This window comes from Daejeonella sp., assembly GCF_030695525.1.
Classification (GTDB): domain Bacteria; phylum Bacteroidota; class Bacteroidia; order Sphingobacteriales; family Sphingobacteriaceae; genus Daejeonella.
Genome location: NZ_JAUYSS010000037.1, coordinates 1 through 16,639 on the forward strand (window position 1 = coordinate 1; position 16,639 = coordinate 16,639).

A 16,639-nucleotide genomic window follows, 5' to 3' on the forward strand; every position below is an offset into this window, starting at 1 on the left:
TTATGGGTTATCAGGCCGGAATATTTTCCAGAATTGGTGCAGTTGGAATGTACTTTCAGCCAGAATTATACCTGGGTAGTAAGGGAAATGAATTCGTCAGGATAGAAGATAATAACGGTAATGATATCACTGCAAACGGAAAAGTAAAATTTACTACGCTTGACCTTCCATTATTGCTGGGAACGAAAATCGGCCCGGATAAACTCAATCTTCGCTTTATGGCCGGTCCGGTAGTATCATTTATTATCGATGAAACCACCACTTTTGCTCAAGCATACCAGAGTGTAAGTGATTTTGGAAATTACAAAAAACAAACCCTGGGACTGCAAGCCGGCACAGGTGTCGATCTGGGCAATCTGACACTTGACTTACGCTACGAAGCTGGATTAAGTAATGTTAGTCAAAGTGAAAAGTATAACCAAAAACAGAATTTGTTCCACCTGAGTTTGGGAATCAAACTTCTCTAAATACTTGACATATCATTTTGTTGAGAAAAACTTTTGCCCATAGGTAAAAGTTTTTTTATTGAATTTGAATTCTCTCTTAAATAATTAAAGCTTAATTTAAAGCTTTGGATTAGGCTTTAAATATACTGATAGAATGAAGGAAATTATTGCTGGCGGGATGTTAAAAAAAGAACGCCATGCCTATATCGTTAATCAGCTCAATTTACATAACAAGGTTTTATCTTCCGATCTAAGTATGCAATTGATGGTCTCGGAAGATACCGTAAGGCGGGATTTAATTGAGCTGGCGGAAAGTGGAAAAATTCTAAAAGTACATGGAGGGGCTCTTTCAAAATCATTTCATTTTCCTTATAAGGAAATCGAGATTTATGCCCAGGAATCAAAAAAGGAAATAGCCCGAAAGGCTATAAGTCTGATAACAGAGGGAATGATTGTACTCACAGGTGGTGGAACAACCGTAATTGAAATGGCCAGGTTAATTCCGGATGATCTTGAAGCTACCATCTTCACCATTAGCCCTATTGTTGCACTTGAACTTTCTGAAAAGAAACTTTTGACAGTAGTTTTGATAGGTGGTACACTTAATAAGAACGCCAAGGTCAACATGGGTTCCAAAACAATTGGAGACCTTTCTGAAATTGGCGTGGATTTATGTCTTCTGGGAGTAAATGGAATTGACTTAAAAGAAGGAATAACTGATTCTGACTGGGAAGTTTTGCAGGTAAAAAAAGCAATGATCAGGGCTTCGGCTAGAATTGCTGTAATGTGTATTGGCGAAAAGCTGAATTCAGTTAAAAAGATGAAAGTTTGCTCCTTAAATAAAATCGACTATCTGATTACTGACCTGCCACCTACAGATTCAAAGGTTAAATTATACGCGCAGCAGACCCAGGTGCTATGAGCAAAAACAAAGCGATTTGAACTATATATAATAACTCAGAAAAAAAATTAGATGATCGTAATTACAAGTTTCCCTCCCTTTATTAAATCACCCTAACGTTTTCTATCACTTGATGCACCTTTTTGTATTTTTATTGCAGACAATACCGGAAGATGGTCTGATAACAATACCGGAAAAACAATGCTTTTTTTGGATTTTGCCAAATGTGCACTACTAACCAATACATAGTCGATCTTTTTTACCGGCTTATTGGCAGAATAGGAGTAATCCTGGTCTTTTCCGGTGTCTGTAAAGACCGACTGCAGGTTTACCATCTCTTTTGTTCCAGGTTCGGCATTAAAATCACCGGTTAAAATGACCGGTAATTGCCTACTTCCAAAAATTTTAACCAACTCTTCTGACTGCGCAAGTCTCGAATTTGAATCCCGATAATCCAAATGTACTGTACCAAACATGATTTTTGTTTTACCTGCTACAATATTGGCAGTTAACAAAGCTCTTGTATCAGCATCTGTTTTACCACTACTGGTTAATATGATCCTATGGTCTTTAATATCAGAAAGTGGAAGTTTTGAGAGTATTCCAATACCATAAGATCCCCCATCAAATGCGAAATGCCTGGCATAAGCATAATGCATACCAGTATGCTCAGCTAAAAATTTCATCTGGTCTACCTTACCAGATCGGATGCAAACACTATCAACTTCCTGCAGTCCGACAATATCTGCCTTTGATGACTTTATAAAATCAGCCATCTTCTTTAGCTGATCGTTATTAGCTGCATCCTGACCTATGTGTATATTATAAGTTAATACTTTTAGGGTCTGTGCCTTTAAATCCGAATTGTGGATGGTCAGTAAAAAGAGGATAGCAATATAGTATTTCATAAAAAAAGCTTAAAAAAAAAGGGAGCCAGGCTCCCTTTAAAATTATACAATTGATTAAAATGATGGATCAGCAGGGGTATTTGGATTTTGATCCCTTTCGCGGAATGGATAATTAACAAAATTCCGTTTTCTTTCTGCTTGCGCGCGACCTAAACGGCGAGAATCTTCAAGCCTCTGACCTGATAGAAACATTTCAATAGAACGTTGTTTATAAATCTCTGTTATAAGCTGAGCCTGAGTCAGCGGTCCTACCAATGGCGAAAGGTCAGCACCTACACCATAAGGATCTGCCGCCGGCTTTTTAGTGATAATCTTATTTAGTTCAATCAATGCAAGTGCGGCATCAGGACTTGTCTGACGGGCATAAGCTTCAGCTTTGATTAAAGTCATCTCACCTGGAAGATAAACCGGCCATTCAGTTGTCAAAGCTGCGGCGAACCCATTCATCCGCCATCTTGGTGCGATTGTAAGATTTTCAGATAGATAGAAAGATAAACGCTTGTCAGCAGGGTCTGGCGTGATACCAGTTGGAAGACCTAAAGTATTATTAATAGGCTGCCATAAGTTATTTGTACCGGTCACAGCAACGTAAATACCATTCTGATTTACAGTTGCATTATGCTGGAAACCTGACTTTTTAGAGAGATCAACTGAATTTGCTGTAGATAGTGCCAAAGCAAAATTGCCATTGTATAAAGCATATCTTGCTTTGAGGGCACGTAAAGTATTTGGAATATCTATTCCGGCAGGAGTAGTTCCCAAAAACGCTGTACTTATTGGATTTTGCGTGATTCCCGCTAAAGCCAGATCAATATCAGCTATGATTTTGGTATATGCTTCTGCACGGGTGATGAACGTCACATTTTCACCATTACCTGCAGGAACCCTCTCCCAAAATGCTGCCAGATCACCCAGAGCAAGAGCTTTAAAAATAGTGGCATAGCCAACCAGGCCGCTTACAAGCGCCTTATCAGGAAAGGCAGCAGAGTTGGTAATAACAAGGTTTGCATCAAAAATGATCTTATTACTGTTTGACCAAAGATTTCCAATAACAGTATTAGCACCATCCAGAGTAGCTCCACCCAGGCTAAGCTGTAACTCGGCGGTATTTCCCTGATTCAATAAAACAAGTTCATTGGCAAGGAAGCCACTCATGGTAATCGTATTGTAGATATTCCCACGGCCGGCGGCATACCGCGACTGAAGTGAAACCGCCACCCCGGTTAATCCTTTTGTACTTGTATTTACATCGTCTTGAGTTGCCCGGGCAGGGTCAGAATAGTTTTTGTCACATCCGGCTAAGCTCAGAACCAAAAGCGCCAGAATCGAATATGCTATATATAATTTCTTTTTCATCTTATTTATAATTAAAATTTAGCCTGTAAACCAAAATTAAATGATCTTGGAACAGGAACTGCACCGAAATCGATACCTCTAACAATAGAACTTTGTCCACCCGAATTTACTTCAGGATCGTATCCTCCTTCAAAATCATCCCATGAAATAAGGTTTCTACCCGAAACACTTAGTGTCAAATCTTTCAAATACTTAACGGAACCAAACCTGTAGCTTAGAGATACGTCTCTTAGTTTTACCCAATGACCAGGCTGAGAGCGCCATTCCTCAATATTATAATTTGCATTAACATATCCGCGTGGTACTAAGCCTAAATGTTCTGCTTCTGCAACTTTACCTGCTCCAACACCCTGGGCAGTTCTCCAGTCAGCAGCCCATCTTTCACCACCTTGCTCTGTATCCAACTGAACTCTGAAACTTAATTTTTTATAGGAAAACTCATTCACTAATGAACCATTCCAATCAGGATTAGGGTTACCAATTACTTTACGCAGAACAGTACCGGTAGGCTGACCAGCCGCATTACGTTGTGGCGTAGGGTTTAGTGGATCGGTTTGAACTCCCCTTTCAGTTTGAGGAAGCCCGGTTGGTGTGAGTAGTAAATTCCCCTGTGCATCTCTCGCAAAATAAGAACCGTAGTATAAACCAATTGGCTGGCCATTTATTAATGATACCGGCCCAGATGAGGTATTTGTAAATGCTGTAACACCTGCACCAACATTTGTTGCTTTATTCCTGTTTCTGTTGAAAATCAACGTTGCATCCCATGAAAAATCATTTGATCTGATCGGAGCACCCGTTACCAGGAACTCAATACCGGTATTTTCTAATGAACCGTAATTATCAAGCTTGCTTGTAAAACCTGTAGTTGGAGCGATCTGTCTTGACAACAGCAAATCACTAACCTTCTTATTATAATAGTTAAAGGTCAGCCCTAACCTGTTCTTAAGAAAGAAAAGGTCAGTTCCAATTTCGAACTCGTTCTGGCGTTCCGGCTTAACATTTTCATTTGCTTGCTGGTTGTTGGATGTGAATGAAGTTCTTCCCAAATAAGATGAGGTACTATATGAATTAAGTCTCTCGTATGCACCAATACCTGTCAGGTTGCCTGATTCACCATAGGCAGCACGCACCTTCATAACATCCCACCATGAGGAAACTCCAAGGCCTTCCCAAAACTTAGTAGAAGATAAAACGTAACTACCACTACCTTTAAGGTAGATCTGGTTACGCTGGTTTTCTCCAAATACACTTGAACCATCCATACGAACGGCACCGGTCAGGAAGAAATTGTTGTTAACCTTAAAATTTTGCTGGAAGTACGCTCCTTCTACAGAGAATTCACTTCTGCCATCTCCACCAACAAGTGGTGTACTTGCACCACCTACAGTTTGAACAAATGGAGCGAGTCCTCTGCCTTCTGCACTTGTATTGGAACCATTTTGATACTGGTATGAGTATCCCAGCTGACTGGTAGAACTGATTTTACTTGTTATTGAAAAATCATAGGTAATATTCAAGTCATTGTTAAACAAATACTGGTTTGCCGTACGTTTACTTGCATAACCATTTTGTGCCGGATCAAGTGTTGGTCCGCCACCATATGAACCACCTGCAGTACTTACATTATAACTGTATGGAGGTACAAAAAGAGTACCTTCCTGTGCAGCATTATCGATACCTATATTATAATCAATGGTCAGGTTTTTAACAGGGAACAACTTAAAGCCTGCATTTGCAAGAACCCTGTTTGTTCTTTGAGCCTGCTTGATGTCTTCAATAATAGAAACCGGATTAACACGGCCTCTTTCCCCGATGGCCTGAAGGTTACCCAAAGCATCACGCTTCCAGATATCGTGGTAATTGGCAATAATCCATTGAATTCCTACAGGAACAATTAAACCATTACCATATGGTTTTTCGTTAGCATCACTCCTTACAAAGTTTAAGCCTGCCCTGAAAGTCGCCCATTTGGAAAGTGTCTGATCAACATTTGCCCTTAAACCAAAACGGGTATAATCTGTATTTTGAACGATACCTTCGTTTGTAAAATAAGAAGCAGAGGTATAGAACTTAGTTTTATCACTTCCACCGCTTACTGAAAAGTTATTGTCAACTCCGCTTGCATTTCGGAAAATATAATCCTGATAATCATATCTGGTAACTGCAGTTGTATTAGTAGGTAGTACCCCTCCAACAAGACTGATAATATCCTGAGTTAAAGCTCCGGGACCATCAGTTGGACCCCCAAATTTAACAGGAGCCATATTAACAGGAAGCTTCTTACGTAACTCACTATTCATGTAAGTTGAAGAAAAGGATACCTGAGGCTCTCCGGTACTTCCTCTTTTCGTAAAGATCTGAACTACACCGGCGTTTGCACGTGAACCATAAATTGCCGCAGCGGCTGCACCATTCAGCACTTCAATACGATCAATGTCTGCCGGATTAATATCAACCAATCTGTTTTGCTGGTTGTCGGTAACGCTTGAAGTAGCATTATTCGCTATAACACCATCAATAATATATAGTGGATCAGAAGAGGAGTTGACCGAGCTGATACCACGTAATCTTACAGACATACCGCCGGCAGGGTCACCCTGATTTTGGGTAATTTGCGCGCCTGCTACTTTTCCCTGAAGACCAGTAAGGACGTTTCCTGCAGCACCCTTATTAAGGTTGTCTCCACTAACAGAACCTACGTAATTACCTAATTGGCGGCGGGTTGTACCTTCTGAAGTTCCTGTGATGATAACTTCGTCAAGACCAACAGAACTTTGCCCAATTTCAGCATTTAGAGTTACAGATAATTCAGTTCCTAATTGTACTGTTTTGGAAATGGTCTGATACCCGATGTATGTGAATGAAACTGTGTACTGTCCGGGATTTACGTCAGCTGTAAGAGAATAATTCCCATCTAAATTCGTAGATATCCCTGATGTTGTTGAAGTAAGTCTCACAGCAACACCGGGCAATGTTTCATTCGTTTTTGCGTCTGTTACTTTTCCACTTATTATATATCTGCGCGTCTGTGCATTAATCTCGCTGCAGAGAATAACTAAAAAAAGCATAAGACCGAATGCCAGAAAGTGTTTTGGCCATCCGGAAGAGTAAATTTTTCTCATTGAAATGGAATTAATTGTAAATAAATGTGATTTAAGTGTTTACCTTTTATGAATAGATAAGACTTTTGTTTCTCAGTAGGATTCTTAATAGGTCTGCATGTTACATTCATACGATTTTCCTTTTAAAATACCATGATTACACTAATCAATCTTTCAGGTTTTTGCAGGATTTTTGAAATTTTCAGGACAAACCTAATTCAATTTGCGGTTATTTTCCAAATTATTTTATAAATATTGGGCCGAACAATTCGAAAATATGTTCCACTATTTGTATAAATGACATAAAATCGACAATATTTAGGCTGTATTTAAATATTCAGTTTTCAAATTCAATATCATATTTTTTTAAAAAATCCGCAAAAACCCGCAAAAAATTGAAAAAAATTGAAAAAAATTGAAAAAATCATCTGCTGCCCTAAAAGTTTAATTTTTTTATATTTGCCTCTCACCTTAACAAGTCTGACCCTCTCATGGCAAGATTAAATTTACTTGAAGAAACCCGCTTCGAAAAACTTCCCGTTACTGTTTATCCAAATGAAGAAACCGCTGCCAGAATGGTTGCACGCCGGATTTCTGATTTGATCATCAAAAAACAAAAGAATGGAGAGAACGCAATTCTTGGGCTTGCAACCGGTGCTACACCGGTTGGAGTTTACAAAGAACTGGTACGGATTCACAAAGAAGAAGGTCTAAGCTTTAAGAATGTAATCACATTTAACCTTGACGAATATTTTCCGATGAAACCCACATCTCCGCAAAGCTATGTGACTTTCATGAAGGAAAATCTGTTCAAGCATATTGATATTGATATGGCTAATGTTCATATCCCTGATGGAACCTTAGCAATCGAAACAATTCATGGCTTCTGCCTGGAATATGAGAAGAAAATCACCTCCCTTGGTGGGCTCGACCTTCAGATACTGGGTATAGGCCGAACCGGACACATTGGTTTTAACGAACCTGGTTCTGCACCAAATTCAGGGACCAGGCTGGTCACTCTCGATGACCTTACCCGTCGTGATGCTTCACGCGATTTTGGTGGAAAAGAAAATGTGCCTACCAAAGCGATAACGATGGGTATCGGTACCATCTTCAAGGCAAGAGAAATTATTTTAATGGCATGGAGCCTGAAAAAAGCCTCCATTATTAAAAAAGCCGTTGAAGGTGAGATCTCCTCAGAAGTTCCGGCAACCTATCTTCAGCTTTCAGAAAGTGTTGAATTCATACTTGATCAGGATGCCGCTTCAGACCTAACCCGCTTCAACACTCCATGGCTGGTAAAAGATTGCATCTGGGATGAACAAATGATCAAAAAAGCAGTGATCTGGCTTGCCAATACCCTTGGAAAACCGATATTAAAGCTTACTGAAGAAGATTATAATAGTCATGGCATGGCTCAGCTTGCTACAGAAAAGGGGCCTGTTTATAATATCAATATTCATATTTTCAATAAACTTCAGCACACAATTACTGGCTGGCCGGGTGGAAAAGGCAATGCCGACGACTCACAAAGGCCTGAGCGTGCTGTTCCTGATAAAAAGCGGGTTATTATATTCTCCCCGCATCCGGATGATGATGTAATTTCAATGGGTGGAACATTCATCCGCCTGGTAGATCAGGGTCATGATGTACATGTTGCATACCAGACTTCTGGTAATACTGCGGTTTGGGACGATGATGCGCTACGTTTTGTTGAATTTGCCCGCGATTTTAGTAAATCTATTAATTTAGATACCCAAAAACTGGATGATCTTTACCTGTCAATGAGGAATTTTATGGAGTCAAAACAGCCCAATCAGGCTGATACATCCGAAATTCAGATATTAAAAGGATTGATCCGTAAAGGGGAAGCGATCAGCGGTGCACGTTTCGCCGGACTTAGCGACGATCAGATTCACTTTATGGCTTTACCTTTTTATGACAGGGGTAAAACGGATAAGAATCCAGTTTCTGAGGATGATATCAAAGTCACTATAGACCTTCTGGAAAAAATTAAACCCCATCAGATTTTTGCTGCGGGCGATTTTGCTGATCCGCATGGTACTCATAAAGTATGTTTTGATATTCTTATTCAGGCACTTGTGCGCTTGAAGGACAGGGAATGGATAAAAGATTGCTGGCTATGGCTGTACAGAGGTGCCTGGCATGAGTTCGAGACTCATGAAATTCAAATGGCTGTTCCGCTTTCACCGCAGGAAGTTGAACGCAAGCGGTTCGCAATCTTCAAACATCAGTCCCAAAAAGACAGACCAGTATTTCCGGGTGATGATGCCAGGGAGTTTTGGGTCCGTGCCGAGGACCGTACCCGTGAAACCGCCAAAGCATACGATAAACTGGGTTTGGCTGAATATGAAGCAATGGAAGCCTTTGTCAGGTGGAAATTCTAATCTGTTCTGTTCAGATATGATGAAAAAAACGATTGTAATAGTTCTTTTAAGTATGGCAATTGGGCTAAACGGCTATGCTCAGCAAACTTCAAAGCCCAATATAATCATCATTCTGACCGATGATCATGCTATTTCTACTATTGGTGCGTATGGATCGAAATATGGAGCTACTCCCAATATCGACCGTTTAGCAAAAGAGGGAGCTCTTTTTAAGAAAGCATTTGTCGCAAATTCAATTTGCGGACCAAGCAGGGCCGTATTGCTGACCGGAAAATACAGTCATATTAATGGAATGCGCGACAACCGTGACACATTCGATGCATCTCAGGATGTATTCCCTGCTCGTCTCAAACAATCCGGATTTCAAACTGCCTGGATTGGAAAGTGGCATCTGGTTTCCTATCCTCAGGGATTTACTTACTGGAATATTTTACCGGGCCAGGGGCAATACTATAATCCTGATCTGATAAATATGCAGGGCGATACAACCCGAAAAGAAGGATATGCTACCGATGTAATAACTGACCTGACCATCGACTTTCTTGATAAACGCGATCATTCAAAACCTTTCTTCGTGGTGGTCGGTGAAAAAGCACCTCACCGCACATGGATGCCTGATATTCAGGATCTGGGTAAATTCGATAAGGTCAATTTCCCTCTTCCAAAAAATTTTTATGACCAATATTCAAACCGGATAGCTGCCGGAATGCAGGATATGTCGATAGAAAAGACTATGAAACTGGGTTATGATCTTAAAATGAGAAGTGAACCGGATGAACTGGCAGCTTCTTTTCTTGCCCGTATGAATCCTGATCAGCGTTTAAAATGGAATGCCTATTATGATAAAATAGACCAGGATTTTCTGAACCGGAAGCTGACAGGAAAAGAATTAACGGAGTGGAAATATCAGCGGTATATGAAGGATTATTACAGCACCACGCTCTCCCTCGACCGTAACATCGGTAGAATCCTTTCTTATCTCGATCAGAACGATCTTACAAAAAATACCATTGTGGTTTACACCTCCGATCAGGGATTTTATATGGGTGAGCATGGCTGGTTCGACAAACGTTTCATGTACGAAGAGTCAATGCGTACGCCTTTGATTATCAGATACCCCGGTATAATAAAGCCGGGGACTGTCTCCAATCAAATCATCTCTAATGTTGACTTCGCCCCTACATTTTTAGAAGCTGCCGGTATGGCTATTCCAAAGGAGATTCAGGGTAAATCCATGATGCCACTATTCAGAAATACCAATGCAAGCATCAGAAATTCAGCTTATTATCATTTTTATGAATACCCGGGCGAACATAGCGTTTTAAAGCATTTTGGAATTCGCACCCACCGCTATAAACTGATCCGTTTTTATGAACATAAGGATTTCTGGGAGCTTTATGACCTCAAAAAAGACCCCAATGAAATGAAAAATCTTTATGGCCTGAAAAAATATCAGATAATTACAGAGGATCTAAAGGAGCAACTCAAACAACTGAGTTTTGAAAACAAGGATGATACTGCTTTAAAAGTATTGGCTCAGAATTTTTCAGGACCTTGTTCATTTCGATATTGAGACCGATTAATCAGCGCTAAGCGACGCTCATGTATTAAATCATGTAATCCCTTTTTTATTAAAATAAAAAAATGCAGATTTAATATCATTTATAAAAATCCTGATGTCTCAACCTTCTATTCTTCAACAATCTCCGGTCAGACTATTATCTCTTGATGTTTTCAGAGGGCTGACCGTAGCAGCCATGATATTGGTCAATAACCCGGGTAGCTGGACTCATATCTATGCCCCTTTAAAACATGCCGAATGGCATGGTTGCACACCAACAGACCTTATTTTCCCTTTCTTTTTATTTATTGTGGGAGTTTCAATAAGCTATGCACTCGGTAGTAAAAAGGGATACATGAGCCATTCAAAGCTAATCATGACAGCCCTGAAAAGGGCATTGATATTATTTGGGCTTGGTTTATTTCTAAATCTATTTCCAAAAGTATTTACTGAACCGCTTGAAGCCTTTCAGACAGTACGAATCCCCGGAGTTCTGCAACGAATAGCTGTTGTATTCTTCATTACGGCCCTGATTTTTATAAAAACCAATCCAAAAACCCAGCTAAGATTATTGATAGGGATCCTTATTGCATACTGGGCAATGATGACCCTCATCCCTGTTCCCGGGGTGGGATACGCGAATCTGGAAAAAGAAACTAACCTGGGTGCCTGGATAGACAGAACCTTGCTTACAGAAGCGCATTTATGGCGCTCAGCAAAAACCTGGGATCCTGAAGGAATTCTGAGTACCCTCCCTGCGATAGCAACAGGGCTTTTTGGAGTACTCGTAGGTAACTGGCTCAAACGTAAAGACAGGGAAGAAAGTGTGAAAATTTCCTGGATGTTTTCAATTGGGATATTAGCGGTTATTCTTGGCCTGATCTGGGATCTGTGTTTTCCGATAAACAAAGCATTATGGACAAGTTCTTTTGTACTTTATTCCGGCGGATTGGCTACTATAGGACTTGCATTATGTTACTGGATGATAGATGTACAGGGATACAAAAAAGGAATAAAACCATTTGTTGTTTATGGTGTAAATGCAATAACCGTATTTTTCCTTTCCGGACTTATCCCAAGAATTCTTACCATGATTAAGATTAGTTTGCCTGATGGAAGCACAGTAAACTCAAGGGAATGGATGTATGAAACCTTCTTCAGTCCTTACTTCTCTCCAATTAACGCCTCACTGGCTGGTGCAGTTACCTTTATTCTGATCTGGTTGGTCATCCTATGGTGGATGTACAACAAAAAAATTATTATCAAGGTTTAGTTTTTCTTATTTTGCAGTCCAATTATAAACCAAAATAAAAATGAAATTTCTAAATAAAAAAGTACTTACCCTCTCGGTAGCGGTACTGTTTGCTGCTGGAGGGGTGTTAAATGCTCAAACAGCTGTAAAGAGTAAAACTGCTTCGGCTGCAACAAAACAATCTGCTTCAGAGATCATTCCTTTAGATCCGGCAATCAGAATTGGTAAGCTTCCGAATGGTTTTACCTATTATATCAGGAAAAATATTGAACCCAAAAATCGGGTTCAGCTTTATCTGGCAAACAAAATAGGCTCAATCATGGAAAATGATGACCAACTCGGGCTGGCTCATTTTATGGAACATATGGGTTTCAATGGAACGAAGAACTTTCCTAAAAATGATCTGGTCAATTACCTTCAAAAAACAGGAGTACGTTTTGGTGCAGATCTGAACGCCTACACCAGTTTTGATGAAACTGTGTATCAGCTTCCAATTCCTTCAGATGATCCTGAAGTTCTCAAAAATGGTATCCAGATCATGCGCGACTGGGCCCAGGATGCAACATTAGATCCAGTTGAAATTGATAAGGAAAGGGGAGTTGTTCTTGAAGAAAAGCGTTTAGGAAAGGGAGCACAGCAGCGCATGCAGGATAAATATCTTCCAATGCTGTTCAATAATTCACGTTATTCTGACCGCCTTCCAATCGGTACTGAAGAAGTATTGAAGAATTTCTCAACCGAAACAATTAAACAGTTTTACAAAGATTGGTACCGGCCTGACCTTCAGGCATTAATAGTGGTTGGAGATATTGATGTTGATGCAATGGAACAAACTATCAAGGCCAAATTCTCTGATCTTAAAAATCCTGTCAAGCCCCGGGAGCGGACCAGGTATTCCATTTCCTTATTAAATAAAAATCAATTCATCGCTGTTACTGATCAGGAGTTTCCTGTGAGTGTTGCACAGATCATGATCAAGCATCCGGAATCGAAGCTGATCACTACAACAGATTACAGAAACAGTATTTTAAGATCTCTTTTCAATTCAATGATCGGAACCCGCTTTGCTGATATGAGCAAACAGGCTGATCCTCCTTTTTTACAGGCGGGAGCAAATATAAGTGGCTTTTTAGCCGGTCTTGACATGTATAATGTATTTGTTGTGGCTAAACCCGGGGAAATGGAAAGAGGATTTAAAGCCATTCTTACAGAAACTGAACGGGTTCAGCGATTCGGATTTACCCAAACCGAATTAGACCGTGCCAAGCAATCCTATCTTACTAATATGGAATCGGCCTTTAAGGAAAAGGATAAAACACCTTCCGAAAGCCTTGTAAACGAATACCTGCGCCATTTTCTGGAGCAGGAAGCTAGTCCGGGTATTGAATACGAGTATAAAATGGCGAACAACATGGTAGGAGGTATTAGCCTGAGCGATGTGAATAACCTGGCTAAAAAGTATATTACCGATGTCAACCGTGATGTGATCATCATGGGGCCAGAGAAAGATAAAGACAATCTGCCTGATGAAGCCAAAGTTGAAAGCTGGATAAGCGGAACCAAACAAAGTGATATTAGTGCTTATGTTGATCAGGTTTCTGATAAGCCTCTTCTTTCTGCAAAACTAAGTGGAGCTCAGGTTATTTCTGAAACAACAATTCCAGAAATAGGAATTACTGAATTTAAACTTAGTAACGGAGTGAAGGTTATTCTGAAACCAACTGATTTTAAGAATGATGAAATCAGCTTTTCAGCATTCAGCCCTGGTGGTTCCTCCTTATACGGTGACGCTGATTTTCAATCTGCCTTGTATGCTACCGCAATTATCAGAAATGGCGGATTAGGTGATTTTAATTCCGTTCAGCTTCCTAAATTATTAAGCGGAAAGCGTGTTTCCGTCTCTCCATACATTACAGAGAGAACTGAAGGAATATCTGGTTCAAGCACTCCAAAAGACATTGAAACTGCTTTGCAGTTAACCTATCTCTATTTCACACAGCCACGTAAGGATGCTGAAACTTTTAAGGGACTGATTACCCAGCAAAAAGGTGGGCTTGCAAACAGAGGAAATGACCCAGCAAGTGTATTTGCGGATTCTGTGGCTGCCATTCTTGGAAGCTACAATGTTCGCAGAACAGGGCCTTCTGTCGAGAAAATAAATCAGGTAAGCCTTGACCGTGCCTTTGAGATTTATAATGATCGTTTTGCTGATGCAAGTGATTTTACATTCGTTTTCGTCGGAAGTTTCAAACCTGAAGAACTCAAACCATTGCTCGAACAATACCTTGGCTCATTACCATCAAGTAATCGTAAGGAAGCGGCCCGGGATCTGGGGATTCAGATACCGGCAGGTAAAATTGACAAAAAAATCTACAAAGGCCAGGAGCCAAAGGCAAGTGTTCGTCTTGTTTTCAGCGGTGATTATACCTGGAGTGAAAAACATAATAATCAATTAAACGCTCTGGCTTCGGTTCTGACAATTAAACTAATCGAACGTCTGCGCGAAGATGAGGGTGGTGTTTATGGTGTTGGGGCACGTGCCTCCTATACCAAGTTTCCAACAGGACGCTACAGCTTCAGTATTTCATTTGGTTGTGCCCCTGAAAATGTAGAAAAACTGATTAGCTCAACACTGGATGAAATCAATAAGATCAGAGTCAATGGTGCCCTTGCGGGGGATATTGAAAAGTTTATTGCCGAAGAAACCCGAACCACCGAAACACAACTGAAGGACAATGGATTCTGGTTAGGTTATTTGACAAATCAACTTCAGAATGAGGAGGAGCCTAAACAGGTTTTAAGCTATCTCGAATCTTTAAAAGAATTAAGTCCTGAAGCTCTGAAAGCTACAGTTCAATATCGTTTGAACCCTGAGAATTTTATCAGAATGGTATTGCTTCCTGAGAAATAGAAAGATCATTATTTAACGTGAAATCGACGTAATATTTAAAAACCACATAGAAACATAGTACTTTATAGCTGTCAATCTTCATTTTAGACACAGATAGCTTTGAAGCTTCGCTTCAATCTATGTTTCCTTTGAAGCATAATGTAAGTCAATCTATGTGGTTAAATATTGCTCTTTAAATATTTATATGTCGAACTCAAATTATTTAAAAAAGCCGTTCATGCTCATGAACGGCTTTTTTTATGCTACAAGATTAAAACTCAGAATCTTGGGCTTGCGGTAACTGCATTTGAAGCCTGACTTTCATTCTTAAGCCTGTCAATCGCAGTAACAACATAGGTATAACTACGATTAGCATTTACCAGAGTATCTGTATATGTTGTTTCCGATGCTTTAAATGAGATTTTCAAAATATGATGAGCTTGTTCAGTATCCATTCTCTCGCCCCGGTTAACCCTGTAAATTACATATCCAAAGGCCCGATCACCATCACTGGCCACAGAAGGCAATTGCCAGCTTAATTCAACACCCTTAGTTACAGGTTTTGCTGTTAATGCAGTTGGAGCATTGGGTTTAACATCATCCAACCAGGGCATTGCTGGCTGAAGCGCAGGGTAACGGTAAAAATCTCTCCGCAGGGAGTCTTTCACACCTGCCATGTTATTTGTTACCGATTTGGAGCTAAAAAAAACACTCCCCTGAGTATTTTTATTGTTTCTCAAATACCTGATCTGCTTTGGTATCTGTGATCTGTCGCTCCATCCGGGTCTATTTTCTAATGACCTGTAAACACCCTGACCCACATAAAGATGTTTCCCAAAGGTATTATTGCTCCACCAATCGAGCAATTTATCATAAGGAGCCACCTGATAACCAAAAGGGAAATAAATTTGCGGGTTTATATAATCGAGCCATCCTGATTGAACCCATTTCCTGGCATTGGCATAGAGTTTACTATAACCATCAAATCCATTACTTTCAGAGCCTTCAGGATCCTGAGATTTGTTTCGCCAGATGCCAAAGGGACTAACACCAAATTTGATATGTTTTTTTGCATGGTGAATACTATCTGATAAAGTATGTATCAGTGTATCAACATTATTCCGACGCCAGTCTTCAATACTTCTGAATCCGGCCCCATATTTATAATATGTTTCGCTGTCCCTGAGTGGCTGAGCCTCCGGATACGGATAAAAATAATCGTCGAAATGTACTCCGTCAATATCATAATTTCGAACTACATCCATAATTACACTCACAATATACTGACGTACTTCAGGTAGCCCGGGATTAAATAGCTTCTTTCCACCGTAGGTAAAGAACCATTCAGGTTTCTGTTTGGTAATATGGTTGGCTGCTGTATGTGCATCGATAAGATTAAAAGTCGCCCGGTAAGGATTGAACCAGGCATGAAGTTCCATACCCCGCTTATGGGCTTCCTCAATAGCAAAGTCAAGAGGATCATAATTTGGAACGGGGGCTCTTCCCTGGGTTCCGGTCAAAAATCGGCTCCACAATTCACGGCTTTTACCATAAAAAGCATCTGTAGATGGTCTTATTTGCAACATTATTGCATTGATCCCACTTTTCTGATGATCATCAAAGATGCGGATCAATTCAGCTTTCTGGATATCTGAACTTAATCCTGGTTTGGAGGGCCAGTCAATATTTGCAACTGTAGCAACCCAAACTCCCCTGAATTCGCGTTTGGGGTGAGATTTACTTTGAGATCTTAAATAAAAAGGAGCAACAAGAAGGAATGCGAGGAAGAAAATAAATTTATTTACCATGTATA

The 16,639-nt window shown here is 40.1% G+C and carries 10 protein-coding genes; 6 read left to right on the forward strand and 4 right to left on the reverse strand.

The window, feature by feature from the left end; all coding sequences use genetic code 11:
• Positions 1 to 467 (forward strand): porin family protein (locus Q8S11_RS08205; RefSeq protein WP_305661602.1); only part of this gene is annotated, 467 nt, incomplete at its 5' end.
• A gap of 157 nt (positions 468 to 624) precedes the next feature.
• Entirely contained in the window at positions 625 to 1,368 is a 744-nt protein-coding gene (locus Q8S11_RS08210) for a DeoR/GlpR family DNA-binding transcription regulator (RefSeq protein ID WP_305661642.1), read from the forward strand.
• Positions 1,369 to 1,460: 92 nt separating this feature from the next.
• Here Q8S11_RS08210 and Q8S11_RS08215 read toward each other — a convergent pair whose 3' ends face one another.
• The 3 genes from Q8S11_RS08215 to Q8S11_RS08225 are packed head-to-tail and all read right to left on the reverse strand — an operon-like array spanning position 1,461 to position 6,736.
• On the reverse strand, positions 1,461 to 2,255 hold the full coding sequence (locus Q8S11_RS08215) for an endonuclease/exonuclease/phosphatase family protein (protein WP_305661603.1): 795 nt from the start codon (positions 2,253 to 2,255) through the stop codon (positions 1,461 to 1,463).
• Between the two features lie 54 nt (positions 2,256 to 2,309).
• On the reverse strand, positions 2,310 to 3,611 hold the full coding sequence (locus Q8S11_RS08220; protein ID WP_305661604.1) for a RagB/SusD family nutrient uptake outer membrane protein: 1,302 nt from the start codon (positions 3,609 to 3,611) through the stop codon (positions 2,310 to 2,312).
• Positions 3,612 to 3,622: 11 nt separating this feature from the next.
• On the reverse strand, positions 3,623 to 6,736 hold the full coding sequence (locus Q8S11_RS08225; RefSeq protein ID WP_305661605.1) for a SusC/RagA family TonB-linked outer membrane protein: 3,114 nt from the start codon (positions 6,734 to 6,736) through the stop codon (positions 3,623 to 3,625).
• A gap of 470 nt (positions 6,737 to 7,206) precedes the next feature.
• On the opposite strand from Q8S11_RS08225, the gene nagB reads away from it, so the two are divergent.
• The 4 genes from nagB (at position 7,207) to Q8S11_RS08245 (ending at position 14,847) form a co-directional block, all read left to right on the forward strand.
• A complete protein-coding gene (nagB, locus tag Q8S11_RS08230; protein WP_305661606.1) occupies positions 7,207 to 9,123 on the forward strand; it encodes a glucosamine-6-phosphate deaminase in 1,917 nt (638 codons plus the stop codon).
• Entirely contained in the window at positions 9,086 to 10,696 is a 1,611-nt protein-coding gene (locus Q8S11_RS08235; protein ID WP_305661607.1) for a sulfatase, read from the forward strand. The genes nagB and Q8S11_RS08235 overlap by 38 nt, the downstream gene beginning before the upstream one ends.
• Positions 10,697 to 10,799: 103 nt before the next feature.
• Complete coding sequence (locus tag Q8S11_RS08240; RefSeq protein WP_305661608.1) at positions 10,800 to 11,957, forward strand: acyltransferase family protein; 1,158 nt, start codon at positions 10,800 to 10,802, stop codon at positions 11,955 to 11,957.
• A 40-nt stretch (positions 11,958 to 11,997) separates the two neighbouring features.
• Positions 11,998 to 14,847 (forward strand): pitrilysin family protein, encoded by a 2,850-nt coding sequence (locus tag Q8S11_RS08245; RefSeq protein ID WP_305661609.1) that lies wholly within the window; start codon positions 11,998 to 12,000, stop codon positions 14,845 to 14,847.
• A gap of 257 nt (positions 14,848 to 15,104) precedes the next feature.
• Here Q8S11_RS08245 and Q8S11_RS08250 read toward each other — a convergent pair whose 3' ends face one another.
• Positions 15,105 to 16,634 (reverse strand): glycoside hydrolase family 10 protein, encoded by a 1,530-nt coding sequence (locus tag Q8S11_RS08250; protein WP_305661610.1) that lies wholly within the window; start codon positions 16,632 to 16,634, stop codon positions 15,105 to 15,107.
• Positions 16,635 to 16,639: the final 5 nt, after the last annotated feature.